Here is a 26805-nt window from a genome sequence, read left to right as displayed (position 1 = left end):
CTAGCGGACATGAACGCGTCCTCCCCCAACGCCCCCAAGCCGCCGGTCGCCAAGCGCGCGCCAAAGACCATCACCCAGCTCGGCCGCACCCGGACCGACGACTACGCCTGGATGAAGGACGACAACTGGCAGCAGGTGCTGCGCGACCCGAAGGTCCTGCGCGCCGACATCCGCGAGCACCTGGAGGCGGAGAACGCCTACACCGCGGCGATGCTGGCCGGGACCGAGGCGCTGCAGGCGGCGATGTTCGCCGAGATGAAGGGGCGGATCAAAGAGGACGACAGCTCCGTGCCCGCCCCCGACGGGCCCTGGGACTACTACGCCCGCTACGAGACCGGCGCGGAGCATCCCGTCCATGGCCGGCGGCCGCGCGGCGCCGAGACGGGCGAAGAGGTGCTGCTGGACGAGGAGGCCGAGGCCAAGGGCAAGGCCTACTACCACGTGGGCGGAGCGCACCACAGCCCGGACCACAGACTCTACGCCTGGGCGGTCGATGAGCAGGGCTCGGAGTACTACACGATCCGTGTGCGGGACCTGGAGAGCGGCCAGGAGGCGGGCCAGGCGATCGAGAGCGCCTATGGCGACTTCTGCTTTTCTCCGTGCTCGGCCTGGCTGTTCTGGATCTGGCGCGACGAGAACGCCCGGCCGGCCAAGGTCTTCCGCCGTCCTGCAAGAGGCGGAGAGGACGTGCTGGTCTACGAGGAGCATGACGAGGGCATGTTCCTGGGCGTCGGGACCACGGCCGACGACAGCCACGTGGGCGTGCACGTGGGCAACCAGGAGACCACCGAGACCTGGCTGATCCCGGCCGCCGATCCGACGGCCGAGCCGGTGTGCGTCGAGCCGCGGCAGGTGGGGGTGAAGTACGACGTCGACCACTGGTCGGACCGCTGGGTGATCCGCACCAACGCCGACGGGGCGGTGGACTTCAAGCTCAGCGTCTCCACCGCCGAGATCCCGGCCAAGGCGAGCTGGAGCGACTGGATCGCCCATGAGCCCGGCCGCTACATCACCGGCTTCCTGGCCTACGCCGGGCACTTGGTGCGGGCCGAGCGGGTGAACGCCTGCGACCGGATCGTGGTGACCGCCCGCGACGGCGCCGAGCACGCCATCGCCTTCGACGAGGAGGCCTACGCCCTGCACCTGGAGGGCGGCTTCGAATACGAGACGGCGACGACGCGGTTCGTCTACCAGTCGCCGACCACGCCCCGGCAATGGTTCGACTACGACATGACGAGCCGCGAGCGGACCCTGCGCAAGACCCAGGAGGTGCCGTCCGGCCACGATCCGAGCCGCTACGTGGCCAAGCGGCTCTACGCCAAGGCCGCGGACGGGGCGGAGGTGCCGATCACCGTCCTGATGCTGAAGGACACGCCCGTGGACGGGACCGCGCCGCTGCTGGTCTACGGCTACGGCTCCTACGGCTATGCGATGGAGCCGGCGTTCTCGATCCGCAACCTATCCCTGGTGGACCGCGGCTGGATCTGGGCGACGGCGCACATCCGCGGCGGCTCGGACAAGGGCTGGGGCTGGTTCCTGGACGGGCGCAAGGAGAAGAAGACCAACACGTTCACCGACTTCATCGCCTGCGCCGAACATCTGGCCGCCGAGGGCTACGGCGCCAAGGGCCGGATCGCCGCCTACGGCGGCTCGGCCGGCGGCATGCTGATGGGGGCGATCGCCAACATGCGCCCGGACCTGTGGGGCGCGATCATCGCCGCCGTGCCGTTCGTCGACGTGCTGAACACCATGAGCGACACGACCCTGCCGCTGACCCCACCGGAGTGGCCCGAATGGGGCAATCCGCTGGAGGACGCGGACGCCTACGACCGGATCGAGAGCTACAGCCCCTACGACCAGGTGGGGCCCAAGGCCTATCCGCCGGTGCTGGCCACGGGCGGCCTGTCGGACCCCAGGGTGACCTACTGGGAGCCAGCCAAGTGGACGGCCAAGCTGCGCGAGTTCTCCACGAGCTCGTCGCCGATCCTGCTGAAGATCAACATGGAGGCCGGCCACGGCGGCGCCTCGGGACGCTTTGACTTCCTCAAGGAGATCGCGCTGGACTACGCCTTCGCCGTCTGGGCGCTGGACAAGGGCTGGGAGAAGGCATGAGCGCAGGTCGCGAGCGGCCGTCGGGAGCCGCGATCCTTCTCCCCTTGCGGGAGAAGGTGGCCTGCGGAGGCAGGCCGGATGAGGGGTCTCTCAAACCCCTCCACCGAAGCCCTGCACGGTCGATCGTGAAGCGGATGGACCGGCGCGACCCCTCACCCGACCCCGCTCTGCGGGGCCACCCTCTCCCGCAAGGGGAGAGGGAAACCGGCAACCCTGGAGCCTCCGCCACATGATCATCCGCGACGCGATGGAGGCCGACGCCGGGGCCTTGGCGGCGATCTACGGCCATCACGTGCTGAACGGCTTCGGCACCTTCGAGGAGGTTCCGCCGTCGCCGCAGGAGATGGCGAACCGGCGGGCGGCGATCGTGGGGCGCGGCCTGCCCTATCTGGTGGCCGAGACCGAGGGCAAGGTGCTGGGCTTCGCCTACGCCGGGCCGTTCCGGCCCAGGGCCGCCTATCGCTACACGGTCGAGGACAGCGTCTACGTGGCGCCGGACGCGGTGGGCCAGGGCGTGGGCAAGGCGGTGCTGGAGGCGGTGCTCACCTCCTGCGAGGCGCTCGGCCTGCGCCAGGTGGTCGCGGTGATCGGCGATTCCGGCAACGCGGCCTCCATCGGCCTGCACCGCTCGCTGGGCTTCCAGCACGCGGGCGTGGGCAAGGGATTCGGCTACAAGCACGGCCGCTGGGTGGACATCGTCTGGATGCAGAAGCCGCTGAACGGCGGCGCCGCGAGCGAGCCGGACACGCCCGGGATCGCGCCGGGCTGACGCCGCGCGCTCAAGATTCGTTAACGATGATCGCCCACCGTCGCGGCGGGGCTCCGGGACGATGGGAACCGGGTCTGCGCCGGCCGCCTCCGGCAGGGCGCTCGCAGCCCCCGTGGAACTGAGGGCGATCCGATGACGGGCTCATGGCTCAAGGTGCTGGACGGCTCGGCGCTGGCCGAAGACGCCGTGGAGGACGTGATCCGCAAGGGCATGGCCGAGGCCAAGGTGCTGCGCATCGTCGGCATGAAGCCCAAGGGCGATCCCCTCGCCTTCTGGGGCGAGAAGGGCAAGGTGACGGGCGCGCCGGCCGTGGTGCTGGAGAGCAGCGACGGGGCGATCATCCCCGCCGACGCCGGCTGGATGGACGTGCGCTTCGAGCCCGACCGGCCGGACACCTATCGCCACGCCAACGTCGGCCAGCCGATGCATACGGACGGCGCCTATTCCGACGACGGCCAGGACATCGGCCTGTTCTTCCTGGAACGCCAGGCCGAGAGCGGCGGCGAGAGCCTGATGATCGACGCCGAGACGATCGCCGAGCGGCTGTCGAAGACCGACCCCGACCTCTTGGAGCGCCTGTTCTCCACCACCGTGCGCTTCGGCAAGGGCGAGGCGGGACGCATCGCGCCGATCCTCGTGCGCCAGGGCGAGCGGCTGAAGATCCACTGGAACTGGTTCCGCGTGCTGCCCGGCCAGGGCGAGGCGGTGGACAAGCTGCGCGAGGACTTCCGCGCGGCCCTGGAGGACATGGTCGAGGACGGCACGGTCGCGGCCTTCCGCCTGCAGCCGGGGGACGCGGTGTTCTTCCGCGACGACGAGGTGCTGCACGGGCGCAAGGCCTATGCGGCCAAGGTCAGCGGCGACCGGCTGCTCTGGAAGACCTATTTCGTCAGCGATCCGGCCCGCGCCCGGACCCATGCCGCCTGAGGCGGACGCCCCGCCCTGCCCGCGGCGGACGTTCGGCGAGACCGGCGTTTTCCTGAGCGCCTTCACCTTCGGGACCATGCGCCTGGCCGAGCGCGGCTTCGACGAGGCCGGCGCGGCGGATTTCGCCGCGTGGCTGTTCGACCGGGGCGTCACCAGCTTCCACGTCTCGCACGAATACGAGAGCCATCCGCTGGCCTGCGCGGCGATCCGGGGCCTGCGCCGGCGCCGGCCCGGCGCGCGGATCGAGATCGTCGCCAAGCTCGCCTCTCCGCACTTCGACCAGACCGCCTTCGACGCCGACCGCGCGCGGGGGATCGTGGAGGACCTGCGGCGCGACCTGGAGGCCGAACGCATCGACGTGGTGCAATGGATGGCGCGCCATACGCCGAACGAGGACGCCCCGCGCCTGGCGATCCTGGAGCGCGACGCGGGCGCGATGGAAGCGACCTGGGCCGCGCTGAAGGCGCAGGGCAAGGTCGGCGCGCTTTCGGTGTTCCCCTACTCCGACGCCTTCCTGCGCGCGGCGCTGGACTATCCCTGGATCGACGGGGTGGTGAGCTATCTGAACTTCCAGGAGACCGAGGCCGCGCCCTATCTGGACCGGCTGGCGGCCGAGGGCCGGGGCTTCTGCGCGATCCGCCCGCTGAACGCCGGCAAGCTGGCGGCCGACGCCGAGGCGGCCATCGCCTTTCCCCTGCTGCATCCGGCCACGGCGAGCGTGATCCTCACCGCCTCCAGCCGCGAGCGGGCGGCGACGGCGCTCCGGGCGGTGGCCGGCGCGCACGCGGACGCCGCCGCCTTCCACGCGGCCCTGCGGCCGGCCTAGCGCGGGGCGCCCAGACTTTCGATGTAGGCGGACAGGGCGCTCACGTCGTCGGCGCCGAGCTTGAGCGGCGGCATGTCGTAGTGATCGCCGCCCGAGGCGATCTCGGCCATGCGCCGCTGGAAGGCGATCGGGTTGTTGCGCAGGCGCACCGTACGGAACGGCGGGGCGTCCGCGCGGGGGCTGTCGCCGACCGGCCCGGCCGCATGGCAGCGGCTGCAGGTGCGCGCGGCGATCGCCTGGCCCCGCTCTATCGCCGGAGACGGGCGCGAGGCGTCGGCCTCGGCGCCCGCGGATGCGCAGCCGGCGAGGAGCAGGCCCGCCGCCGTCAATCCGATGGCTTGGCGCATGGCCCCCTCCCCGCCGACGACTCCGTTTGGAGGCAGGCTACGCTTCGTGCTTGCGGCGCGCCACAGCCACGCCGATCAGCGCCACGGCGGCCGCGGCGATGGCGGCGGTGGCCGCCGGATGCTCGCGAATCTCCTGGCCGGCCTTCTTGGCCATGTCCTTGGAGCGGGCCTTGGCGTCCTCGGCCAGCTCCACGGCGGCGTGGGCCAGGGCGACGGCGGTCTGGGAGAGCTTGTCGCCGGTGTCGGCGCGCAGATGCTCGGCCATGGTCTTCAGATTGGCGACGACGTCTTCCATCACTTCGCCGGCGTCTTCCGAGAGGCGTTCCATGGAGGTCTTGCTCATTGGGGAGCTCCGTTGCTGGTGACCCTATTGGGCGGCTTCCGCGGGCTCTTTGCGTTGACGCAGGTCAACATCGAGCGCGCCCTGCAGATGGGCGATGAGCGCCTCGCGGGCGTCGTCATCGGGGGCGGCCTCCAGCGCCTCACTGAGCGCCATGAGCAGCCTGGCGCGGGCGTTGTGCCAGTCGGGCGCGGCGGCCCGGCGCGGCGCCAGGCGCGCGGGCGCGCCCTCGGCCGCCTCGGCGCGGGCGCGACGCAGCTTGAAGGTCTCGTCCATCTCCGGAGCGACGAGCTGGTCGGCGGGAAAGCCGGCCGCCTCCAGGCGCGCGATCAGGCCGCGCACGGCGTCCGGCTCGCCGTGGTCGAGGAAGATGGAGCCGGCCACCGGCGCGCGGGCCTTGGCCCAGTCGGTCAGCGCCTCGGCGTCGGCGTGGCCGGAATAGACGTCGAGCATGCGCACGCGGGCGTGGACGCGCACCTCGTCGCCCTGGATGGAGACGCGCTGGGCGCCGTCGGCCAGCAGGCGGCCGAGGGTGCCGGCGGCCTGGAAGCCGGAAAGCAGCACCGTGGCGTCCTTGCGCCACAGCAGGCGCTTGAGGTGCTTGCGGATGCGGCCGGCGTCGCACATGCCGCTGGCGGCGAGGATCACGTGCCAGCCGCGCAGCCGCTCCAGGCTGTCGCTCTCCCACGGCTTGGACATGAAGCGCAGCCGCCCGGAAGGACGCACCTCCTGGAACGGATTGCGCCCGGCCTGGGGATTCCAGCCGCGCTCGAGGAAGACCTCGGTGGCCTCGATGGCCAGCGGGGAGTCCAGGAAGATGTCGCCAGCCGGCGCCTCGCCGTCGTCCATGACGGTCAGGAGGTCGGCCAGCAGCTCCTGGGTGCGCTCGACGGCGAAGGACGGGATCAGGAGCGGGCCGCCCGCGGCGTGGGCCTGGCGCAGCTCCTCGGCCAGGGCGGCGCGGCGGCCGGCGGCGTCCAGGTTCCGGCGCTCGCGGTCGCCGTAGGTGGACTCCATGATCAGGTGGTCGATCCCGGACGGGCCCTGCGGGTCGCCGACGAACTCGCTGCCGCCGGGACCGAGGTCGCCGGAAAACAGGAGCTTGATCGGTCCCTCGTCGCCCTCGACATGCACCTCGATCGAGGCCGAGCCGAGGATGTGGCCGGCCTCCCAGTAGACGGCGCTGACGCCGGGGACGACCTCGACCGTCTCGCCGAGCTTCACGCGCTCGAACTGCTTCATCACGCGGGCGGCGTCGCGCTTGGTGTAGATCGGCTCGACGGGCGGGCGGCCGCGCCGCTCGTTGCGGCGATTGAGGTAGCGCACCTCGCTTTCCTGGATGCCGGCGGAATCGGCCAGCATGACGGTGCACAGGTCGCGGGTGGCGGCGGTGGTGTAGATCGGCCCCTTGAAGCCGGCGCGCATCAGCTTGGGCAAGAGGCCCGAGTGGTCGATGTGCGCGTGGGTCAGCAGGACCGCGTCGATCTCGTGCGCGTCGAAGGGGAACGGCTCGTAGTTGAGCGCCTTCAGGGTCTTGGGGCCCTGGAACATGCCGCAGTCGACGAGCACGCGCGCGGTCTCGGTGCGCAGCTCCATGCACGAGCCGGTCACGCAGCCGGCCGCGCCGTGGAAAGTGATCGTGGGGGTCATTTCAACGCGCCTACCATGGCGACGCCGCAGTCGGCCTCGGCGGCCTCCACGGCGAAGCCGAAATCAGAGGGATCGGAGCCGTAGATCCGATAGACGGGCTCGCCGGCCTTGGCCGTGTCGCCGACCCGCTTGAGCAGCTCCACGCCGGCGCCGGCGTCGGTGGGCGCGCCGGCCAGGCGGGCCACGTTGGCGATGCGCAGGCAGTCGATGCCGAGGATCGGGCCGGTGGACGCGGCCCTGACCTCGTGCACCAGGGCGCCGAGGGCGGCGTCATGCAGCGGCGACGGGCCCTGGGCGGCGATGATGGCGTCCATCTTGGCCTGCGCCGCGCCGGAATCCAGCAGCTCGCGCGCGCGGTGCTCGCCCTGGCCGCCCGGCAGGGCCGGGTCGAGGTCGAGCACGCGGCCAGCCAGGCGGATGGCCTTCTCGCGCAGGTCGGCCGGCGCGTCGGGATCGCCCGCCAGCACGGCGGCCACGTCGCGCGCCTCCAGCACCGGGCCGACGCCGCGGCCGATCGGCTGGGAGCCGTCGGTGAACAGGATGTCGACCTCCAGGCCCAGGTGCGAGGCGACGTATTCGAAGAGCTTCTTCAGGCGAAGCGCCTCGCGGCCGTCGCGCAGCTTGGCCGAGGGGCCCACTGGCAGGTCGAGCACCAGCTTGTCGACGCCGGCGGCGACCTTCTTGGACAGGATCGAGGCGACCATCTGCTCGGGCGTGTCGATGGACAGCGGCCGCTCCACCGAGACCAGCACGTCGTCGGCCGGCGACAGGTTCACTCGCCCGCCCCAGACGATGCAGGCGCCGCAGCGCTCGACCACGGCGCGCATCTGGTCCTCGAGGAGATCGACCCGGGCCAGCACCTCCATGGTGTCGGCCGTGCCCGCCGGCGAGGTGATCGCCCGCGAGGAGGTCTTGGGCATGGTCAGGCCGTGGGCGGCGACGATCGGCGCCACCAGCAGCGAGGTGCGGTTGCCGGGAATGCCGCCGATGCAGTGCTTGTCCACCACGAGGCGGCCGTCCCAGTCCAGGCGCGAGCCGGCGGCGACCATGCCCTTGGTGAGGGCCAGCGTCTCTTCCGGCGACATGAAGCTGGCGCAGGCGATCAGGAAGGCGGCCACCTCCATGTCGCTCCAGCGGTGGTCGGCCAGGTCGCGGGCGACGGCGGTGAAGGCCTCTTCGTCCAGGGAGACGCCGGCCACCTTGTCGCGGATGGCGGCCAGGCTCTTGGGCGGGCGCGCCGGGGCGATCTGCACCGGGTCGCCCGGCTTGACGCCCAGCCGCCGGAAGAGGGGCTGGGGCAGGCCGATCTCGTCGGGGCCGACCAGGTGATCGTCGCCGATCATGGTGGAGGCCATCAGCGTGCGGCCGTTGGCCTGCACCTCGACCTTGCGCGAGCCGCGCAGGCGTTCGGGCCGGAGCACGTGGCTGCACCGGGCCAGCACGACGATGTTTTCGCGGAAGGTGTCGAGCCCCAGGGGCTGGGCCTTCAGCGTCCCGGCCGCGGCGGTGAGCTCGGCGGCCGGCGGCGCGTCATCCGCCATCAGGCGCTCTTCACGCGAAGGGCGTGCAGCGCGTGGTGCAGCTCCTCGGCGGTGGCGCCCACGCGGTCGTGCGGCTCGGTCTCCTTGAGCTTGCGCTCCAGGCCCTTGGGCAGGGCCTCGCGCAGCACGCCGAGGGCGCGCGGCGGGGCGATCAGCACCAGGTCATCGAACGCATGATCGCGGACGATTCGCTCCAGCTCGCCCACCAGGCCGACGAGGAACGCATGCTCGCCCTTGTCATGGGGCGTTTCGGAGGTCACGCCGTGGGAGGCGTGGCCCATGCGGTCGTAGACCCGGCCAGGAGCGGTGCCGGCGCCGACCTTGTAGCCGGGCAGGTCCTTCAGCCATTCGTCCCGTTCGTGCAGCGGTCCGTCGCGGCGAGCCTCCTCGAACACGCGAGCATTGCGGCCATCGGCCACCACCACCAAGGTCCGTCCATCCGGGGTCATCAGCGTCTCCTTATTCGCGGCGGACCATGCGACGGGCCCGCCTGCGCCTCCGTGATCGAAATCAAACGCGGCGCCCCGCTCCCGGTTCGCCGGCGCGGGGCGTCACCTTCGGCCGGGCCGGCGGCCGGACATTGACGATAGTCAATGCGCCGCGGCTGCGCCATGGCTAGCCCTCGCTCAGGGAAGGGAGAGCTCCATTACGGATGGAGAGCTCATGCACGCCTTGCGTCTTCCCGGACACTTCCGAAGCGGCCTTTTGGCCTGGTTCTGGGCGGCGCTCGCCGCGGCCCTGTTCTGTCTGGCCGTTCCCGAAGCCGAAGCCGTGCCCAGCTTCGCGGTCCAGACCGGCCAGCCCTGCCAGACCTGCCACGTGGGCGGGTTCGGCCCGCAGCTCACCGCCTTCGGCCGCGCCTTCAAGATGCAGGGCTACACGCTGGGCTCGGACGGCGTCACCACCCCGATCTCGGTGATGGCCGTGGCCTCCTACGTGCGCACGCAGGAGGACCAGCCGGACCTGCCCGCGGCCGGGTTCCACGCCAACGGCGCCATCACCCTGGACCAGGCCAGCATATTCGTCGCCGGCCGCGTGAACGCCCACCTGGGCGGGTTCGTGCAGACCACCTACGACGGCGTGGACAAGGCCTGGGCCTGGGACAACCTGGACCTGAGGGCGATCGGCCGGGCGCAGATCAAGGGCGCCGACGTGCTCTACGGCGCCAGCCTGAACAATTCGCCGACCGTGTCCGACCCGTGGAACACCCTGGCGGCGTGGGGCTATCCCTACACCGACTCGGCGCTGGCCCCCTCCCCGGCCGCCGAGCCCCTGCTCTCCGGCGCCCTGGCGCAGGACAGCCTGGGCCTGACCGCCTACGCCTGGATCAATTCGACGGTGTTCGTCGAGGCCGGGGCCTACGGCTCGCCTGGGGCGAACAGCCTGGCGCGGTTGGGCGCCGATCCGTTCGATCCGGGCGACATCGACGGGCTGGCGCCCTACGGCCGGGTCGCCCTGCAGCGCGGGGTCGGCGGCGGATCGCTGGAGCTCGGCGCCTTCGGCCTGCGGGCCGACATCCATCCGGGCCGCGTCGCCTCGGCCGGAAGCGACCGCTACACCGACCTGGGCCTGGACGCCTCGTTCCTGAAGACCCTCGGCCACGGGGGCACGCTGACGCTGAACGGCCGCTATACGCATGAGCAGGAGACCCTGGACGCCACCTGCGCCCTGGCCGCGATGAGCGCCGGCTGCGCCAAGGGCCGGCTGAACGACCTGCGCGCCGACGCGTCCTACTACCGGCCCGACGGCATGCTGGGCTTCACGATCGGGGCGTTCGACACCTTCGGCCCGGCCAATCCGGTGCTCTACGCCGACGACCGGACGCTCAAACCGGACAGCTCGGGCCTGATGTTCCAGGTGGACCACACCCCGTTCGGCCATGGCGGGTCGCCGCTGGGCCCGCGGTTCAACGTCCGCGTCGGCCTGCAGTACACGCTCTACGACCGCTTCGACGGCGCGCGGAAGAACTATGACGGCCTGGGGCGGAACGCATCGGACAACAACACGGCGAGGGTGTTCGCATGGTTCGCCTACTGACGGCCCCGCTGGCGGCGGGCGCGGCCCTGGCCCTGCTTTGCACGGCGGGCGCCGCTTTCGCCGGAGCGCCGGGAAACGCCGCGCACGGCAAGGCGGTGTTCGCCGCCCAATGCTCCATGTGCCACTCCGCCGCGCCGAACGGCGCAGGCATGATGGGACCGCCCCTGTTCGGCGTGGTCGGCCGAAAGGCCGCCACGGCGGCGGGCTTTCCCTATTCCCCGGCGATGCGCGCGCAGACCTTCACCTGGACCGACGAGCGCCTGCACGCCTATCTGCCGGCGCCGGCGCGGATGGTGCCGGGCACGCGCATGGCCATGTATCCGGGCCTGCACGACCCCAGGCAGCTCGACGACGTGATCGCCTATCTCGACTCGCTGAAATAGGCCGGAGCGGCCTTGGCGACGGATCGGGGGGAGATGTGGCTGGGGAACTAGGACTCGAACCTAGAATGACGGTACCAAAAACCGCAGTGTTACCATTACACCATTCCCCAGCAGGAACGGCGACGGGGTCAGCCCCGCGCGAGGCGGTGGAGATAGCTCAACCCGATTTGCGATGCAACGCCCCAGCGGTCGCTTGCGGGGTCGAAAAGCGTCCTCTATAAGGCCCGCTCCCAAGTCGGAGTGTGGCTCAGTCTGGTAGAGCACCGCGTTCGGGACGCGGGGGTCGCAGGTTCAAATCCTGCCACTCCGACCATTCATCCCGCCGCCCGAGCGGGACCATCCCTTCCCTCGAATATCCCGTGCGCCAAGGGGCCGGCCGCCTCAGGCGCGCGGCAGCTCCAGGACGGCGCGCAGGCCGCCGAGCGGGGCCTGCTCGAGCCATACGCGCCCGCCGTAGAGCACGGCCAGGTCGCGGACGATGGACAGGCCCAGACCCGAGCCGGGCGCCTGTTCGTCCAGCCGCTGGCCGACGTTGAACACCACGTCCCAGGCCTCCGGCGGCAGGCCGGGGCCGTCGTCGTCGACGGTGATGCGCACCAAATCCTTGGCCGGGGCGTAGGCGGCGACCTCCACCCGCGAGGCGGCCCACTTGCCGGCGTTGTCGACGAGGTTGGCGACCATCTCGCTCAGGTCCTGGGCCTCGACGGCGGCGACGAGCGGGCGCTCGGCGGCGTGGCCGAAGCTCACGCCGCGGCGGCCGTGCAGGCGCCGCATGGCCGCCATCACCGAATCCAGGTTGGCGACCACATCGGCCGCCGCGCCCGGCGCGCTGCGCGAGGCGGCCGCCCGGGCGCGGGCGATCTGGTAGTCGATCTGGCGGCGCATGCGGTCGCACTGGGCGAGGATCACGTCGGCGGCCGGGGCGTCGCCCGCCGCGCGCAGGCGCTCGCCCTCGTCCACCAGGATGGCCAGCGGCGTCTTCAGCCCGTGGGCCAGGTTGCCGGCCTGGGCGCGGGCGCGGCGGATCATCTCGTGATTGGCGTCGATCAGGGCGTTCAGGTCGTCCACCAGGGGCATGACCTCGTCGGGCGCGTCGGAGGGCAGCCGGTCGATGCGGCCCTGGCGCACGTCGGCGAGGCTGGCGCGGACCTTGGCCAGCGGCTGCAGGCCGAACCACACCTGCAGGAAGGCCGCGGCGATCAGGCCCAGGGCGATGACGCCGAGCGAGAGCGCCAGGGTGCGGTTGAAGTCGGCCAGCACGGCCTGCAGCAGCCGCTCGTCGGCGCCGATGCCGATGCGCAGGGTCTCGTCGGAGTGGGCCAGCCGCACCGCGCGCTGCACCAGGCGCACCTGGCCGGTGGGCCCGTCGATGAAGGAGTGGCGCTCCACGCCCGGCGCCGGGGCCGGCCCGTCCAGCGGCAGGGTGGCGCCGGCCAGCGAGGGCGAGGCGGCGGTCTGGCCGTCGGAGGCGTCGATCTGCCAGTAGAAGCCCGAGCCCTTGGGCAGGAAGCGCGGGTCGCTGAGGCGGCGGTGCAGATAGGGCCGGCCCTTGGCGTCCAGGTCGACCAGGGCGGCGAGTTCGGCGGCGTGGCCGTGCAGCTCGCCGTCGAACTGTTCGGTGACGTGCGCGCGGAAGAGCTCGGACAGGGCCACGCCGCTGACCGCCACGCCCACGCAGATCCAGACCACCGAACCGATGATCAGCCGCGCGCGGAAGCTCTTCCAGATCCGCTGCATGCTCATCCCATCCGATAGCCGAGGCCGCGGATCGTGCGGATCGCGTCGCGGCCGAGCTTCTTGCGCAGGCGGGCGATGTAGACCTCGATGGTGTTGGACTCGCGCACATCGTCCATGGCGTAGACGTGGTCGATCAGCTCGGCCTGGGAGACGATCCGGCCGGTGCGGTGCATCAGATAGACCAGGATGCGCAGCTCGCGCGCGGTGAGCTCGATGGGACGGCCGGCCACCTCCACGACGCCGGCGGCGGCGTCCAGGGTGATGTCGCCCAGGCGCAGGACCGGCGAGGCGCCCCCGGCCGAGCGGCGCACCAGGGCGCGCAGGCGGGCCACCACCTCGGCGGCCTGGAAGGGCTTGCCCATGTAGTCGTCGGCGCCGGCGTTCAGCCCCTCGACCCGCTCGGTCCAGGCGTCGCGGGCGGTGAGCACCAGCACCGGCACGTCGCGGCCGGCCCTGCGCCAGCGCTTGAGCACCTCCAGGCCGGAGAGCTTGGGCAGGCCGAGGTCGAGCACCACCGCGTCGAAATCCTGGGTCTCGCCGAGGAACAGGGCGTCGTCGCCGTCGGCGGCGTAGTCCACGGCGAATCCGGCCTCGCCCAGCGCCGCACCCAGGCGGCGCGCGAGTTCAGCGTCGTCTTCAGCAAGCAGGATCCGCATCTTCGCCTCGTTTTCGGGGGCCGGCGTAACATGGTCCACCTGAAACCTGCCTGAAAGCGGGGTGCGGCCGTTCGGCGCTTTCAGCTTCGTTTCAGCTTCAGTTCAGGGAGGTTTCAGGGCGCAGGGCCAGACAGCCGTGGAGCGCCCCCTCCCCGGCGCGCCTCGGGAAATTCTGATGTCCAGACGACGCAATTGGGCGCTCGCCGCGAGCGTGCTCGCCCTGGCCCTGCCCTTCGCCGCAGCCGCGGCCCCGGCCTCCGTGCAGGTGACCGCGGCCCAGGCGCGCAACATGGGCCTTCGCACCACCGCCGCGGCGCCCGCCGCCGAGGCGGCGCTGGCGACCCTGCCCGGCGTGGCGACGCCGCCGCTGAACGGGCGGGTGATCGTCTCGGCGCCGTTCGCCGGGACCGTCGTGCAGGTGGACGTGCTGGAAGGCCAGCCGGTGAAGGCCGGCCAGCGGCTGGCCACCGTGTTCAGCCAGGACGCGCTGCGGGTGTCGTCCGAGCTGATCTCGGCCCAGGCCGAGGCGCGGGCCGCCAACGCCGCGGCCAAGCGCACGCGGACCCTGGCCGAGGAAGGCATCATCGCCGGCGCCCGCGCCGAGGAGGCCGAGGCCCGCGCGGCCCAGGCCCGGGCGATGGCCGCCGAGAACAGCCGCCTCTTGGCCAGCGCCGGCGGATCGACCGGCCGGGCCGGCGAATACGCCCTGCGCGCGCCGATCGCCGGCCACGTCTCCCAGCTCAACCTGCAGCCCGGCGGCGGGGTGGAGGCCATGGCCCCGGCCATCGTCATCGACCGCGACGAGAAGCTGTGGGTGGAAGCCCGCCTGCCGGCCGCGCTGATCGGCAAGGTCAAGGTGGGCGCCGGCGTCGAGGTGGGCGGCGTGCGCGGCAAGGTGGTGGCCGCCGGCACGGCGATCGACCCGCGCACCCGCTCGGCCATGCTGCGCGCCGAGCTGCCCGCCGGCACGGGCCTGGCGCCCGGACGGGCCGTGTCGGTCACGGTGATGGGCCAGGCGCCGGCGGGGGCGGTTTCCCTGCCCAGGGCCAGCCTGACGCGGATCGAGGGCCGCGACGCGGTGTTCGTGCGCGCGGCCGACGGCTACCGGCCGCAGTACGTGACGGTGCACGGCGTGTCCGCCACCCACGCGGTGGTCTCCGGCCTTTCCGCCGGGACCATGGTCGCAAGCGCCGGCGTGAGCCAGCTCAAGGCCGCGGCGGGGCGCTGACCGATGCTTTCCCGTCTCGTCTCCGTGGCGCTGTCGCAGCGCCTGATGATCCTCGTCGCCGCCTTCGCCCTGATGGCGGCGGGCTGGTCGGCCTATCGCAACCTGCCGGTGGACGCCTTCCCCGACATCTCGCCGACCCAGGTGAAGATCATCCTGAAGGCCCCCGGCATGACCCCCGAGGAGGTCGAAAACCAGGTCATCACGCCCCTTGAGATGGAGCTGCTGGGCATTCCCAAGCAGGTGATGCTGCGCTCCACGGCCAAGTACGCGATCGCCGACATCACCCTCGACTTCAAGGAAGGCACCGACGTCTACTGGGCCCGCCAGCAGACCGCCGAGCGGCTGTCCAACGCCATGGCGAGCCTGCCGTCGATCGTCAGCGGCGGACTTTCGCCGATCTCGACGCCCCTGTCCGACGTCTACATGTTCACCCTGGAGGGCGGCGGCCTCAGCCTGGAGGAGCGCCGCACGCTGCTGGACTGGACCGTGCGGCCGGCGCTGCGCGGCCTGCCGGGCGTGGCCGACGTCAACGTGCTGGGCGGCCGGGCGCGCGCCTTCGAGATCATTCCCGACCCCGCCGCCCTGGCGAGCGCGGGCCTGACCGCGGCCGAGCTGAAGACCGCCGTCGAGGCGGCCAACCGCAACGACGGCGCCGGGCGCCTGACCGAGGGCGAGGAAGCCCTGATCGTGCGGGTGGTGGGCGCGGCGACCTCGCTGGACGACCTGCGCGACACCGCCATCGCCCTGCCTGGCGGCGGGACGGTGCGGCTGGGCGACGTGGCCGAGGTGCGCACCGGCGCGCTGACCCGCTACGGAGCCGTCACCGAGGACGGCAAGGGCGAGACCGCCGAGGCGATCGTCATCGCCCTGCGCGGCGCCGACGCCAAGGCCGTGGTCGGCGAGGTCAAGGCGCGGCTGGAGGAGGTGAAGAAGGGCCTGCCGCCGGGCGTGCAGATCAAGCCGTTCTACGACCGCTCCGAGCTGGTGGAACGGGCGACCGGCACGGTCACCCACGCGCTGATGGAGGCCACCGTGCTGGTGGTGATCCTCCTGATGCTGTTCCTGGGCGAATGGCGCGCGGCCGTGGTGGTGGCGGTGACCCTGCCGTTCGCGGCCCTGTCGACCTTCCTCTTGATGCGCCTCTTCGGCCTGTCGGCCAACCTGATGAGCCTGGGCGGGCTGGCGATCGCCATCGGCATGCTGGTGGACGCGGCCGTGGTGGTGGTGGAGAACACCGTCGAGCGGCTGACCGACCCCAGCGCCTCGGTCTCGCGCAAGCTGCACCTGATCTACGAGGCCGCCCGCGAAGTGGCCGTGCCGGTGGTCTCCGGCGTGCTGATCATCTGCCTGGTGTTCATGCCGCTGCTGAGCCTGCAGGGCCTGGAGGGCAAGCTGTTCGCGCCGGTGGCCCTGACCATCGTCTTCGCCCTGGCCGCCTCGCTGGTGCTGTCGTTCACCCTGATCCCGGTGCTGGCCTCGTTCCTGCTGAAGCCGGCGGCGCACCACGAAGCCTGGCTGATGCGCAAGATCGGGCCGTTCTACGAGCGGCTGCTGGCCCGCTCGCTGGCCAAGCCGACGCCGGTGATCGCCGCGGCCCTGGTCGGCATGGCGGCCGCGGGCGTGGGCTACGTCTTCATCGGCAAGAGCTTCATGCCGACCATGGACGAGGGCGCGATCCTGATGCAGCTGGCCAAGCTGCCGTCGATCAACCTCGATGAAAGCGCCAAGCAGGACATGGCCGTGCAGCGCGCCGTGCTGCAGCGGGTGCCCGAGGTGAAGCGGATCATCGCCCGCGTCGGCTCCGACGAGCTGGGCCTGGACCCGATGGGCCTGAACGAGACCGACAGCTTCATGGAGCTGGCGCCCAAGAGCGAATGGCGGCGCAAGGACAAGGCCTGGCTGACCGACCAGATCCGCAAGGTGGCCGCCGACTTCCCCGGCGTGGACTCGGCCTTCACCCAGCCGATCGAGATGCGGGTGTCGGAGATGCTGACCGGCAGCCGCGGCGACCTGGCGGTGAAGGTGTTCGGGCCGGACCTGGCGACGCTGGGCGACCTGGCCACCCGCATCCAGGCGACCATCAAGGCGACCCCCGGCGCTGCGGACGTCTACACCGTGGCCGGCGACAGCGTGGACTACCTGCAACTGCAGATGGACCGCGGCGCAGCGAGCCGCGCGGGCCTGTCGATCGAGGCGGTGCAGAGCGAACTGCGCTCGCAGGTCGAAGGCGTGCCCGCCGGCGTGGTGTTCGAGCCCGGCCGGCGCACGCCGGTGCTGGTGCGCGGCCCCGAGGACGCCCGCGCCCGGCCCGAAGCCCTGGAGCAGGTGGAGATCGCCACCCCCGACGGCGGCTTCGCCAGGGTCGGCGACCTGGCCCGCGTGGAGCGCGTGCAGGGCCCGGTGAAGATCGACCGGGAGAACGCCTCGCGCTTCGCCGTCGTGCAGGCCTATGTGACCGGCCGAGACCTGGTGGGCTTCGTCAAGGAGGCCCAGGAACGGGTGGCCCGCGACGTGCCGATGCCGCAGGGCTACCGGCTGGTGTGGGGCGGCCAGTTCGAGAACCAGCGCCGCGCCGCCGCGCGCCTGGCCGTGGTGGTGCCGGCCGCGCTGGGCCTGATCTTCCTGGTGCTGTTCGTCACCCTGCGCTCGGTGCGCCAGGCGCTGCTGATCCTGGCCAACATCCCCTTCGCGGTGATCGGCGGGATGCTGAGCCTGTGGGCGTCGGGCCAGTACATGTCGGTGCCGGCCTCGGTGGGCTTCATCGCCCTCCTGGGGATCGCGGTGCTGAACGGCCTGGTGCTGGTCTCGCACTTCAACGACCTGATCCAGCGCGGCCTGAGCATGGACCAGGCGGTGACCGAGGGCGCGCGGCGCCGGCTGCGGCCGGTGCTGATGACCGCCTCCATCACCGCGCTGGGCCTGGTGCCGCTCCTGCTGGCCAGCGGGCCGGGCTCGGAAATCCAGAAGCCGCTGGCCATCGTCGTCGTGGGCGGCCTCGTCACCTCGACCTTCCTGACCCTGATCATGCTTCCCATCCTCTATCGGCGTTTCGGCCTCGAACGCGGCGCCGTCGCCCAGGAGACCGCAGACTGATGCGCGCGCTCGCCCTTCTCGCCGCGGCCCTGACCCTTGCGCCGGCCGCGGCGCTCGCCGCCGAACCGGGCCTGGTCCGGCCCGGCTACCTGCCGCCGGACACCATGATCCTGGAGGTGCTGGGCTCCACGCCGCAGCTCGCCGAGGCGCGGGCCATGCTGGCCTCGGCCCGCGCCGACCAGCGCATCCTGAACGCCGGGGAGCACGAGACCCTGGTCACGGCCACCTACGACGACCGCAAGGTGCGCAAGGAAGGCGACTACGCCGAATGGTCGGTGCAGGCCGCCCGCGGGGTGCGCCTGCCGGGCAAGGCCGCCCTGGACCGAGCCGCCGGCCGCGCCGGGCTGAAGGCCGCCGAGGACGGGGTGGACGACGCGCGCCACCAGGCCTCGCTGCTCCTGGCCGACCGCTGGGTCGCCTGGGCCGAGGCCGCCGGACGCCGGGACCTGGCCGACGCCGAGCTTTCCACCTACGCCAGCGAGGCCGCCGCCCTGACCCGCCGCGTGGAGCTGAAGGACGCCTCCCAGCTCGACCTGGAGCTGGCCCAGGGCGCCGAGGCGCGGGCCCGCGCGGCCGCGGCCCAGGCGGCCGGCGAGGAAGCCGCGGCCAAGGCCGAGCTGGAGTTCATGTTCCCGGGCCTGGCGCCGGCGCGCGCGCCGGCCCTGCCCGACCCGGCCGCGCCGACCCGACCGTTCGAAGCCTGGCCGGCGATCGTGCTCGAGCGCAGCCACGAGATCACCATCGCCCGCGCCCTGGCCGACCGCGAACGCTTCATCGCCCGGCGCACGGCGCAGGACCGCGTGCCCGACCCGACGCTGGGGGTGCGCACCTTCTCCGAGCGCGGCGGCGACGAGACCGGGATGGGCGTGTTCGTCTCGATCCCGTTCAGCGGCCCGCGCCGCAGCGCCGCGGCCGACCGCCAGGCCGCGCAGGCCTCGGCCGCCGAGGCGCGCTTCGCCATGGTCGCCCGCGACGTGCGCGCCACCGCCCAGGCCGACGTGATCGCCGCCTCATCGGCGCTGGACGCCTGGCGCGCGGCCAGCACGGCGCAGGCCGCCTCGCAGCAGGCGGCCAAGCGGGTGGGCCGGGCCTACGAACTCGGCGAGCGCGACCTTTCAGAGCGGCTGATGGCCGAGCGGCAGGACTTCGAGGCGCGCCGGGCCGAGCTGGCCGCGCGGGCCCAGGCCCACCGCACCATGCTCAAGCTCGCCCTGGACGCCCACGAGCTGTGGCTCGCCGAGGAGGAGTAGGCGCGCCTCAGAACGGCTGCGTCACCAGGCTGAACAGGCTGCGCGCGCCGTCGAAGTAATTGCCGACGCGCAGGTTCTCGTTGGCCGCGTGCTGGTTGTCGTCCTTGTTGACGAGGGGGATCAGCAGCACCGGCGCCTTCAGCCCCTGGGAGAAGGGCGAGGACGGCACGCCGCCGCCCATGATCGGGATGCGCACCGGCTCCTGGCCGAACTCGGCGAGGAGCGCCTTGCGGGCCCAGACGCCCACCGGCGCGTCCAGCGGCGTCTGCAGGGCCGGCGCGCCGCCGCCGCCCTTCACCGAGGCCAGCAGCGGATAGGCCGCGCGCTCCTCGGCCGTCGGCTCGCCATCGACCAGATGATAGCCCTGCTGCTGGACCCAGGCCTTGACCAGGGCGAGCTGGCGGGCGGGCGGCGTGCCCGGCACGGTGCGCGAATCGAAGCTCGCCGTTGCGAACGAGGGGATGATCGAGCGGTGGCTGCCCGGCTCGCCCGCCTTCATCTCGGTGATGTTGAGCGTGGGATAGGCCATGGCCTCCTGGTAGCTGACGCCGACCTTCTCGCTCTCGGCGATGCCCAGGCGCGCGCGCAGGGCGGCCTCGTCGTCCGGCACGGCGGCGCGGGCGGCCTTGGACGCGGCGTCCATCGCCACCCCCTCGTAGAAGCCGGGGATCAGCACCCGGCCGTCGGCGTCCTTCATGGAGGTGACCAGCCGGGCCAGGCCGAAGGCCGGATTGGGCGCGAAGTTGCCGTAGTGGCCGCTGTGCAGATCCTCGGACGCGCCGAACACGGTGAGGGTGAAGCCGGCGCCGCCGCGGTGGCCGAACACCAGGGTCGGCCGGTTGGTGTCGTGCATCGGCCCGTCGAGCATGACCACCGCGTCGGCCTTCAGGAGCTCGGCGTTGCGGGCCACCACGTCCTTCAGGGTCGGCGGGCCGCCCTCCTCGTGGGAATCGATGATCACCTTGACGTTGACCGCCGGTTTCAAGCCCAGGGCCTTCACCGCGTCCATGGCCGCGATCAGCATCAGGATCGGCGCCTTGTCGTCGGCCGCCGAGCGGGCGAAGAGCCGCCACTCCGGATCGGTCGTACCGCTCGTCAGGCGCTCCAGCGGCAGGTCCTGCAGGCTCCCGTCGGCCGCCTTGGCGCGCAGCACCGGGACGAACGGGTCGGGCTGGTCCCACTCCTTGGGGAACACCGCCTGGCCGTCCATGTGGGCGTAGAAGAGCACGGTCTTCCTGGCCGGCGAGGCGGCCGGCCATTCGGCGTAGACCATCGGCGTGTCGCCGTCCTGAAGCTGGCGGGCGGCGAAGCCGTGGCGCTTGAAGGCGGCCTCGGCCCAGTCGGCGTTGCGGCGCATGTTCGCCGAGGACTGGAAGGCCACGTTGGGGATCTTCAGGAAGTCGATGAACTCCGGCAGATCGGCCTGGGCGGCGGCGCGGACGGCCTTCTCGTGCCGGGGGGTTCCGGCCTGGGCCGGCAAGGCCGCAAGACACGCCAGGGCGAGGGCGGCGCACAGGCTGCGCATGATCGGACACTCCAACGCTGAACCGGGCCGCTCGCCCGCGGTGTTGATGGGGCGCCCGCCCGGCGCCGCCAACGGCGAACCGCGATCAGAGCGCCGCGCGGGCCGGCGGCGCCCGCAAGGACGGCAGAGCTGGCGCGGAACGGGGCCTTCTCCCCAGCCTTCCACAGGGCCGCGATTCCCTGGGGACGAAGACACATTGTCCTAGGGCTGTTAACCTCGCGTTCGGATATGGGTGAGCCATGCCCATCGTCGAATTTCCCGCCGGAGCGGGACGTGAGCAGATCCGCCACACGCCCGCCAACATCGAAGCCGAACAAGCGCTGCTCGGCTGCCTGCTCTACGACAACGGCGCGTTCGAGCGGATCGGCGACTTCCTGCAGACCCGCCACTTCTACGAGCCGTTCCACGGCCGGCTGTTCGCCGCCATCGAAAGCCACATCCGCAAGGGCCAGCTCGCCGAGCCGATCCTGGTGGCCGAGCAGTTCGCCACCGACGAGGGGTTCAACGAGCTCGGCGGCCTGCGCTACCTGGCCGACCTGGTGGACCGCGCGCCGCCGGCGGCCAACGCCTATGACTACGCCCGCTCGATCTACGACCTGGCCCTGCGCCGCGACCTGATCCGCATCGGCGGCGACATCGCCCAGTCGGCGGAGACCGGCGACCCGGAGCTGTCGGCCCGCGACCAGATCGAACAGGCCGAGCAGCAGCTCTACGCCCTGGCCGAGACCGGCGGGGCGACCCAGGGGCTGGTGAGCTTCGCCGACGCCCTGCGCGGCGCCATCGTGATGGCCGCCGAGGCGCACAACCGCGACGGGGCGCTGGCGGGCCTCTCCACCGGCCTGATCGACCTGGACCGCAAGCTGGGCGGACTGCACAAGTCGGACCTGGTGATCATCGCCGCGCGCCCCTCGATGGGTAAGACCGCGCTGGCCGCCAACATCGCCTTCAACGCGGCCAAGGCCTACGCCTGGGAGCCGCAGCCGGACGGCAGCCGCAAGACCGTGTCCGGCGGGGTGGTGGCCTTCTTCCAGCTCGAAATGTCGCCCGAGCAGATGGCCATGCGCCTGTTGGCCGACGCCTCGGGCATCTCCGGCGACCGGCTGCGCAAGGGCGAGATCGACGCGGTGGAGTTCGCCAAGGTGCGCGACGCGGCCGTGGCCATCCAGGACGCCCCGCTCTACATCGACGCCACCGGCGGCATCTCCATGGCCAAACTCGCCGCCCGGGCGCGGCGGCTGAAGCGCTCGGTGGGGCTGGACCTGCTGATGGTCGACTACCTGCAGCTCGTCACGGTGGGCGAAGGCTCGCGCATCGAGAACCGGGTGCAGGAGGTGAGCTTCATCACCCAGAGCCTGAAGGCGCTGGCCAAGGAGCTGAACATCCCGGTGGTGGCCATGGCCCAGCTCTCCCGCCAGGTGGAGAACCGCGAGGACAAGCGCCCGCAGCTGTCGGACCTGCGCGAATCCGGCTCGATCGAACAGGACGCCGACGTGGTGATGTCGATCTACCGGGAGAGCTACTACCTCAGCCGCGCCGAGCCGCGCGAAGGCACTGAAGAGCACTTCAAGTGGCAGGAGCGGATGGACCAGGTCACCGGCGTGGCCGAGATCATCGTCGGCAAGCACCGCCACGGCCCGATCGGCACCGTGAAGCTGAGCTTCGACGAGAACACCACCAAGTTCGGCAACCTGGCCTACGACGGCCACTACGACTGAGGCCGACGCCCGCCAGGGCGTGAAGTTTCTGGGCTCAGGCGACGGAGATCCAGTCGCCGGTGAGCGAGGACATGGTCACGCCGACCAGGATCACCTCGCCGCCGCCGTCGAGGGTGATGACGGTGTCGGCGCCGCTCTGGGCGACGGTGTAGGTCGTGCCGGCGTCCAGCAGGATGTGGTCGCCCTCGGCCAGGCTGAAGTCGACGATGCGGTCGATCCCGGCCCCGGCGAAGGAGTGGAAGACGTCCGCCCCGGTCCCGCCGGAGATGGTGTCGTCGCCCTTGTCGCCGGAGATCCAGTCGTTCCCCGCCCCGCCGGAGATGCTGTCGTTGTCCTGGCCGCCGCGGACCCAGTCGTCGCCGTCGTCGCCATAGACGGTGTCATTGCCCATGTTGCCGTTGACCACGTCGTTGCCGGCGTCGCCGTGGACGATGTCGGCGTCCTTGCCGCCGACCACCCAGTCGACGCCGTCGCCGCCGGAGACGGTGTCGGCCCCGGCGTTGCCGTTGATGTAGTCGAAGTTGACGCCGCCGATGATGGAATCGTTCCCATCCTCGCCGCGCAGGAAGCTGTCGCCCGCGCCGCCGTCGATGGTGTCGTTGCCGGCCCCGCCGTAGATGGTGTCGTAGCCGCCATAACCGGCGAAGCTGTCGGCGCCGCTGGAGCCGTGCATCAGGTCCGCGCCCCCGTACAGCGACTGGGCGACCACCACGTAGTCGCTCGCCGAGGCCCAGGTGGAGATCGAGCTGTTGAAGTCGGTGATGTCCACCGCCGGCGCGCCGTTGATGGTCACATGGATGCCGGTGATCGAGCCGTTGGTCGTCAGGTCGCCGTAGGCGTCGTACTGGAACGATCCATTGATCGTCAGGCCGAACACGCCCGACGCGACCGTGATGGTGTTCGAGTTCGCGGTCAGCACCGAAGCGGTGTTGAGATTCACCGAGTTCAGGTCCGAAATGGACGCGCCCTGGCTGATCGTAACGGTAGTCATCTAGCTCTCCCCAGACTGCGAGCGTGGTTCAGCTTGAACCATCCGGAGCGAGAACAAGCAATCCGTGTTCCAGTCAAGCGGCCGCCATCATGGGTTGAGGCGGCCGCCGGCCGGATCGCCTAACGGCAATAGTGGCGCAGGCCGTCATAGCCGAGATAGGTGCCGCTGCGGGGGTCGAAGGAGCTGTACTTGCGCGCGCAGTAGGCGATCCAGTCCGGGTCGTCCAGGCGGCCGGCCACGTCGGCCTTCTGCTCCTGGGTGCCGGCGATGGCCGCGCCGAGGGCGAAGCCGAGGATGCCGGCGATGACCGCGTCGGAATGGTCGTCGTAGTGATGATCGCGCCGATAGACGTAGGACTGACGGTATTCCCACGAGCGCTGGTTCCAGCCGGGGGGCGGCGGCGGACGGCGCGCATCATAGTGCTCGCGGGACGGCGGCGGCGGACGCTGGGCCGAGGCCGGGCCGGCGACGGCGCCGACGGCGAGGATCGCGGCGAGCGCGCTGGCGAGGATCGGGTTTCGCATGTGGTGTCTCCGTTCAGGCCCCTGTGATGGCAAGAGGCCCCGCCGCGGGGGCGGCCGCCTTGATCATGCTCAAGCGCGCCCACGGAAATGACGGCCCGCGACGGCTTTCCCCGGCCGGCGTTTTCGCGCACCCTCCCGCGCTCGACGAAAGGCTCCCATGACCTACGCCCAGACCCTGCATCAGCATCTGATCGGCCGCCAAGGCTCGCGCAGCGACCTGAACACCCCGGCGCTGCTGATCGAGCTGGACGCGCTGGAGCGCAACGTCGCGGCCATGGCCGAGCGGGCGGCGCGGGCGGGCGTGAAGCTTCGCCCGCACGCCAAGACCCACAAGTGCGCGGCCATCGCCCGCCGGCAGATCGAGGCCGGGGCGCTGGGCGTGTGCTGCGCCAAGCTGGGCGAGGCCGAGGCCCTGGCCGAGGCCGGGGTCGGCGGGCTGCTGATCACCTCCCCCGTCGTCGGCGCCCCGGCGACGGCGCGGCTGGCCGCCCTGGCCGCGCGCGCGCCGGACCTGATGGCCTCGGTGGATCATCCGGACGCGGTGGCGGCGATCGCGGCCAGCGGCGCGCGCATGACCCTGCTGGTCGACATCGACCCCGGCATCCACCGCACCGGCGTGGCCGACCCCGAGGCGGCCCTGGCGCTGGCCCGCCGGATCGACGCCGCGCCGAACCTGACGTTCGGCGGGGTGCAGTTCTATTGCGGCTCGCAGCAGCACATCGAGGACTTCGCCGCCCGTCGCGAGGCGATCGTCGAGCGCACCGACTACCTGAAGGGCGTAATCGCGCTGCTGACCGAGGCCGGCCTCAAGCCCGGGATCGTCAGCGGCGGCGGCACCGGCACCCACGCCATCGACCTGGAGCTGGGCGTCTTCACCGAGCTGCAGGTGGGCTCCTACGTGTTCATGGACCGCCAGTACAACGACTGCGACCTGGCCGGCGACGGACGGGCCGTGTTCGAGACCTCGCTGATGGTCGACGCCCGCGTGATCAGCGCCAACCACGAACGGCTGTCGACGGTGGACGCCGGCTTCAAGGCCTTCGCCACGGAGGCGGGCTCGCCGCCGGTGCTGGCCGGGGCGCCGGCGGGGTCGAGCTACCATTTCATGGGCGACGAGCACGGCTGCATCGTGCCGCCCAAAGGCGAGGCGCCCCCGGCGCTGGGCGCGGTGGTGACGCTGGCCGCGCCGCACTGCGATCCCACGGTGAACCTGCACGACGCCTATCACGTGGTGCGCGGCGACACCCTGGTGGACATCTGGCCGCTCGAGGCGCGCGGGCGGTCGGCGTGAGCCAAGGCGACGCAACCTCTTCATTTGCGTGCAACCGGGCCCGATATAGGGTCGCAACCGGGCCGATGCGGGCGGGAGTCTGAATGAAACAGTTCTTCATCACCATGGCCGGCGTGTTCGCCGGGCTGGTGCTGTTCCTAGTGGGCGTGCCGTTCCTGCTGGTGGTGATGGCGGCCGGCGCGGCGAGGCCCCCGACGACCCCGGCGCAGACGGTGCTGACGCTCGACCTGCGCGAGGCGATGACCGACCAGGACCCGCAGAACCCGCTGGCGGCGCTGGGCCGGCGCAACCTGTCGGTGATGTCGGTCATCGAGACCCTGCGGCGCGCCGAGCGCGACGGCCACGTCAAGGGCCTGTTGGTGCGCCTGCCCGAGGGCGGCATCGAGCCGGCGGCGGCCGACGAGCTGCGCCTGGCGTTCAAGCGCTTCCGCGCGGCCGGCAAGCCGATCTACGCCCACAGCCAGGGGCTCTACCCCTCCGGGGCGGTGGTCTCGACCTACATGCTGGGCGCGGCGGCCGACGAGCTGTGGATGCAGCCGGCCGCCTCGTTCCAGGTGACGGGCATGGCCAACGAGGACATCTTCTTCAAGCGCCTGTTCGACAAGTACGGCGTCAAGGCCGACTACCAGCAGCGCTACGAGTACAAGAACGCCGTCAATCCCTACCTCTACGACGACTACACGCCCGCCCACCGCGAGGCCGAGCTGTCGTGGATGGGCTCGATCTACACCTCGGCGACCGCCGAGGCGGCGGCCGACCGCAAGGTCGCCGCGGCGGACCTGCGTCGCAAGCTGGAGGCCGGCCCCTACCTGGCGGACGGCGCGCTGAACCAGGGGCTGGTGGACAAGCTGGGCCAGGTGAAGGACGCCGAGCAGGCGATCCTGAAGAAGACCGGCGGCGAGCAGACCGTCGACTTCGAGGACTACATGCGCGCGCGCCGCGGCCGCTCGGCCGACGGCGCGTCCGGTCCGGCGGTGGCCGTGGTGGAGGCCGAGGGGCCGATCGTCACCGGCCACGACGGGACGGCCAATCCCTTCTCCGGCGGGCCGACCATCTATTCCGACGACCTGTCCGAGGCGATCTACGACGCGGCGGCGGACGACGATGTCAAGGCGATCGTGCTGCGGGTGAACTCGCCCGGCGGGTCGGACACGGCCTCCGAGCAGATCCTGGCGGCGATCCGCACGGCCAAGGCCGCCAAGAAGCCGGTGGTGGTCAGCATGGGCACCTACGCGGCGTCCGGCGGCTACTGGATCTCGTCGGAAGCCTCGGCCATCGTCGCCGAGCCCACCACCCTCACCGGCTCGATCGGCGTGTTCGGCGGCAAGTTCGTGCTGGGCCCGGCGCTGGCCAAGGTGGGCGTCGACGTGCGCGAGCTGGGCGTGGGCGGCGACTACGCCGAAGCCTTCGGCATGGGCCAGGAGTTCAACCAGGCCCAGCGCGCGGCCTTCTCCAACTGGATGGACCAGATCTACGCCAACTTCGTCGAGCGGGTGGCGCAGGGCCGCAACCTGACGCCCGAGCGCGTGCGCGAGATCGCCAAGGGCCACGTGTGGACCGGCGTGCAGGCCCGCGAGCTGGGGCTGGTGGACGAGATCGGCGGCTTCTACCAGGCAGTGGACAAGGCCAAGGCCCTGGCGGGTCTGACCGGCCAGGTGCGGCTGAAGCGCATGACGCCGCAGTCGAGCGCGATCGAGGCCCTGGAGCAGGTGCTGGGCGTGAGCGCGACCTCGGCCCGCACCCTGGCCGCGGCGGCCTGGATCCTGGGCGATCCGCGCGCCTCGGCGATCGTCGACGAGGTGGCCGATGCGCGGCTGCGCGACGGCGGGGCGATGGTGCTGGCGCCCCGGCCGATCCGCTAGG

General features: G+C 71.8%; 22 protein-coding genes and 2 tRNA genes. 13 read left to right on the top strand and 11 right to left on the bottom strand.

Features of this window, described 5'->3' with window-relative positions; translation table 11 throughout:
• Positions 1–9 precede the first annotated feature (9 nt).
• From ACE3TA_RS06010 to ACE3TA_RS05995, 4 genes are all read left to right on the top strand, one after another.
• Positions 10–2112 (top strand): S9 family peptidase, encoded by a 2103-nt coding sequence (locus ACE3TA_RS06010; protein WP_374571548.1) that lies wholly within the window; start codon positions 10–12, stop codon positions 2110–2112.
• 229 nt (positions 2113–2341) lie between these two features.
• Positions 2342–2881, top strand: a complete 540-nt coding sequence (locus tag ACE3TA_RS06005) for an N-acetyltransferase family protein (protein WP_374571546.1) — start codon at positions 2342–2344, stop codon at positions 2879–2881.
• Between the two features lie 132 nt (positions 2882–3013).
• Positions 3014–3808 (top strand): TauD/TfdA family dioxygenase, encoded by a 795-nt coding sequence (locus ACE3TA_RS06000; protein WP_374571544.1) that lies wholly within the window; start codon positions 3014–3016, stop codon positions 3806–3808.
• The gene (locus tag ACE3TA_RS05995) at positions 3798–4634 is read left to right on the top strand and encodes an aldo/keto reductase (protein WP_374571542.1); all 837 of its coding nucleotides are present in this window, start codon (positions 3798–3800) and stop codon (positions 4632–4634) included. The genes ACE3TA_RS06000 and ACE3TA_RS05995 overlap by 11 nt, the downstream gene beginning before the upstream one ends.
• Here ACE3TA_RS05995 and ACE3TA_RS05990 read toward each other — a convergent pair.
• From ACE3TA_RS05990 to ACE3TA_RS05970, 5 genes are read right to left on the bottom strand one after another with little or no spacing between them, the layout of a single operon-like run.
• Complete coding sequence (locus ACE3TA_RS05990; protein WP_374571540.1) at positions 4631–4981, bottom strand: cytochrome c; 351 nt, start codon at positions 4979–4981, stop codon at positions 4631–4633. The genes ACE3TA_RS05995 and ACE3TA_RS05990 overlap by 4 nt on opposite strands.
• Positions 4982–5018: 37 nt before the next feature.
• Positions 5019–5324, bottom strand: a complete 306-nt coding sequence (locus ACE3TA_RS05985; protein ID WP_374571537.1) for a hypothetical protein — start codon at positions 5322–5324, stop codon at positions 5019–5021.
• A 24-nt stretch (positions 5325–5348) separates the two neighbouring features.
• Positions 5349–6971: an MBL fold metallo-hydrolase gene (locus tag ACE3TA_RS05980; protein WP_374571535.1), complete on the bottom strand. Its 1623-nt coding sequence runs from the start codon at positions 6969–6971 to the stop codon at positions 5349–5351.
• Positions 6968–8512: a thymidine phosphorylase family protein gene (locus ACE3TA_RS05975; protein WP_374571533.1), complete on the bottom strand. Its 1545-nt coding sequence runs from the start codon at positions 8510–8512 to the stop codon at positions 6968–6970. Before ACE3TA_RS05975 ends, ACE3TA_RS05980 begins: the two co-directional genes overlap by 4 nt.
• The gene (locus ACE3TA_RS05970; protein ID WP_374571531.1) at positions 8512–8961 is read right to left on the bottom strand and encodes a host attachment protein; all 450 of its coding nucleotides are present in this window, start codon (positions 8959–8961) and stop codon (positions 8512–8514) included. The genes ACE3TA_RS05975 and ACE3TA_RS05970 overlap by 1 nt, the downstream gene beginning before the upstream one ends.
• 214 nt (positions 8962–9175) lie before the next feature.
• Between ACE3TA_RS05970 and ACE3TA_RS05965 the strand changes: the two genes are divergently transcribed.
• Both ACE3TA_RS05965 and ACE3TA_RS05960 read left to right on the top strand, forming a co-directional pair.
• Complete coding sequence (locus ACE3TA_RS05965; RefSeq protein ID WP_374571529.1) at positions 9176–10549, top strand: hypothetical protein; 1374 nt, start codon at positions 9176–9178, stop codon at positions 10547–10549.
• Positions 10534–10932 carry a cytochrome c family protein gene (locus tag ACE3TA_RS05960; RefSeq protein WP_374571526.1) on the top strand — a complete coding sequence of 133 codons (399 nt, stop codon included), beginning with the start codon at positions 10534–10536 and terminating at the stop codon, positions 10930–10932. Before ACE3TA_RS05965 ends, ACE3TA_RS05960 begins: the two co-directional genes overlap by 16 nt.
• A 36-nt stretch (positions 10933–10968) precedes the next feature.
• Here ACE3TA_RS05960 and ACE3TA_RS05955 read toward each other — a convergent pair.
• Positions 10969–11042, bottom strand: a tRNA-Gln gene (locus ACE3TA_RS05955).
• 126 nt (positions 11043–11168) lie between these two features.
• On the opposite strand from ACE3TA_RS05955, the gene ACE3TA_RS05950 reads away from it, so the two are divergent.
• A tRNA-Pro gene (locus ACE3TA_RS05950) sits at positions 11169–11245 on the top strand.
• Positions 11246–11313: 68 nt separating this feature from the next.
• Here ACE3TA_RS05950 and ACE3TA_RS05945 read toward each other — a convergent pair.
• Positions 11314–12669, bottom strand: a complete 1356-nt coding sequence (locus ACE3TA_RS05945) for an ATP-binding protein (protein WP_374571523.1) — start codon at positions 12667–12669, stop codon at positions 11314–11316.
• Between the two features lie 2 nt (positions 12670–12671).
• A complete protein-coding gene (locus ACE3TA_RS05940) occupies positions 12672–13325 on the bottom strand; it encodes a response regulator transcription factor (RefSeq protein WP_374571521.1) in 654 nt (217 codons plus the stop codon).
• 175 nt (positions 13326–13500) lie between these two features.
• Between ACE3TA_RS05940 and ACE3TA_RS05935 the strand changes: the two genes are divergently transcribed.
• Genes ACE3TA_RS05935 through ACE3TA_RS05925 form a run of 3 tightly spaced genes read left to right on the top strand, consistent with a single transcriptional unit; the run spans position 13501 to position 18896 of the window.
• The gene (locus tag ACE3TA_RS05935; RefSeq protein ID WP_374571519.1) at positions 13501–14553 is read left to right on the top strand and encodes an efflux RND transporter periplasmic adaptor subunit; all 1053 of its coding nucleotides are present in this window, start codon (positions 13501–13503) and stop codon (positions 14551–14553) included.
• Between the two features lie 3 nt (positions 14554–14556).
• Complete coding sequence (locus ACE3TA_RS05930; RefSeq protein ID WP_374571517.1) at positions 14557–17646, top strand: efflux RND transporter permease subunit; 3090 nt, start codon at positions 14557–14559, stop codon at positions 17644–17646.
• The gene (locus ACE3TA_RS05925; protein ID WP_374571515.1) at positions 17646–18896 is read left to right on the top strand and encodes a TolC family protein; all 1251 of its coding nucleotides are present in this window, start codon (positions 17646–17648) and stop codon (positions 18894–18896) included. Before ACE3TA_RS05930 ends, ACE3TA_RS05925 begins: the two co-directional genes overlap by 1 nt.
• A gap of 7 nt (positions 18897–18903) precedes the next feature.
• Here ACE3TA_RS05925 and ACE3TA_RS05920 read toward each other — a convergent pair whose 3' ends face one another.
• Positions 18904–20421, bottom strand: a complete 1518-nt coding sequence (locus ACE3TA_RS05920; protein ID WP_374571513.1) for a M20/M25/M40 family metallo-hydrolase — start codon at positions 20419–20421, stop codon at positions 18904–18906.
• 239 nt (positions 20422–20660) lie between these two features.
• Between ACE3TA_RS05920 and ACE3TA_RS05915 the strand changes: the two genes are divergently transcribed.
• Positions 20661–22136, top strand: a complete 1476-nt coding sequence (locus ACE3TA_RS05915) for a replicative DNA helicase (protein WP_374571510.1) — start codon at positions 20661–20663, stop codon at positions 22134–22136.
• 34 nt (positions 22137–22170) lie between these two features.
• On the opposite strand, the gene ACE3TA_RS05910 is transcribed toward ACE3TA_RS05915, so the two are convergent.
• Both ACE3TA_RS05910 and ACE3TA_RS05905 read right to left on the bottom strand, forming a co-directional pair.
• Positions 22171–23127, bottom strand: a complete 957-nt coding sequence (locus ACE3TA_RS05910; protein ID WP_374571508.1) for a calcium-binding protein — start codon at positions 23125–23127, stop codon at positions 22171–22173.
• A gap of 119 nt (positions 23128–23246) precedes the next feature.
• A complete protein-coding gene (locus ACE3TA_RS05905; protein ID WP_374571506.1) occupies positions 23247–23651 on the bottom strand; it encodes a BA14K family protein in 405 nt (134 codons plus the stop codon).
• Positions 23652–23808: 157 nt separating this feature from the next.
• Between ACE3TA_RS05905 and ACE3TA_RS05900 the strand changes: the two genes are divergently transcribed.
• Together ACE3TA_RS05900 and sppA are read left to right on the top strand one after the other, a co-directional pair.
• Positions 23809–24942: a DSD1 family PLP-dependent enzyme gene (locus tag ACE3TA_RS05900; RefSeq protein WP_374571503.1), complete on the top strand. Its 1134-nt coding sequence runs from the start codon at positions 23809–23811 to the stop codon at positions 24940–24942.
• A gap of 83 nt (positions 24943–25025) precedes the next feature.
• Positions 25026–26804 (top strand): signal peptide peptidase SppA, encoded by a 1779-nt coding sequence (gene sppA / locus ACE3TA_RS05895; protein WP_374571501.1) that lies wholly within the window; start codon positions 25026–25028, stop codon positions 26802–26804.
• Position 26805 lies beyond the last annotated feature (1 nt).

The sequence above is a fragment of the Phenylobacterium sp. genome (genome assembly GCF_041916435.1).
In the GTDB taxonomy this organism is placed as follows: Bacteria; Pseudomonadota; Alphaproteobacteria; order Caulobacterales; family Caulobacteraceae; genus Phenylobacterium.
Note: the sequence above shows the minus strand (reverse complement) of the source record. Positions and strands in the feature narration are given on the sequence as shown.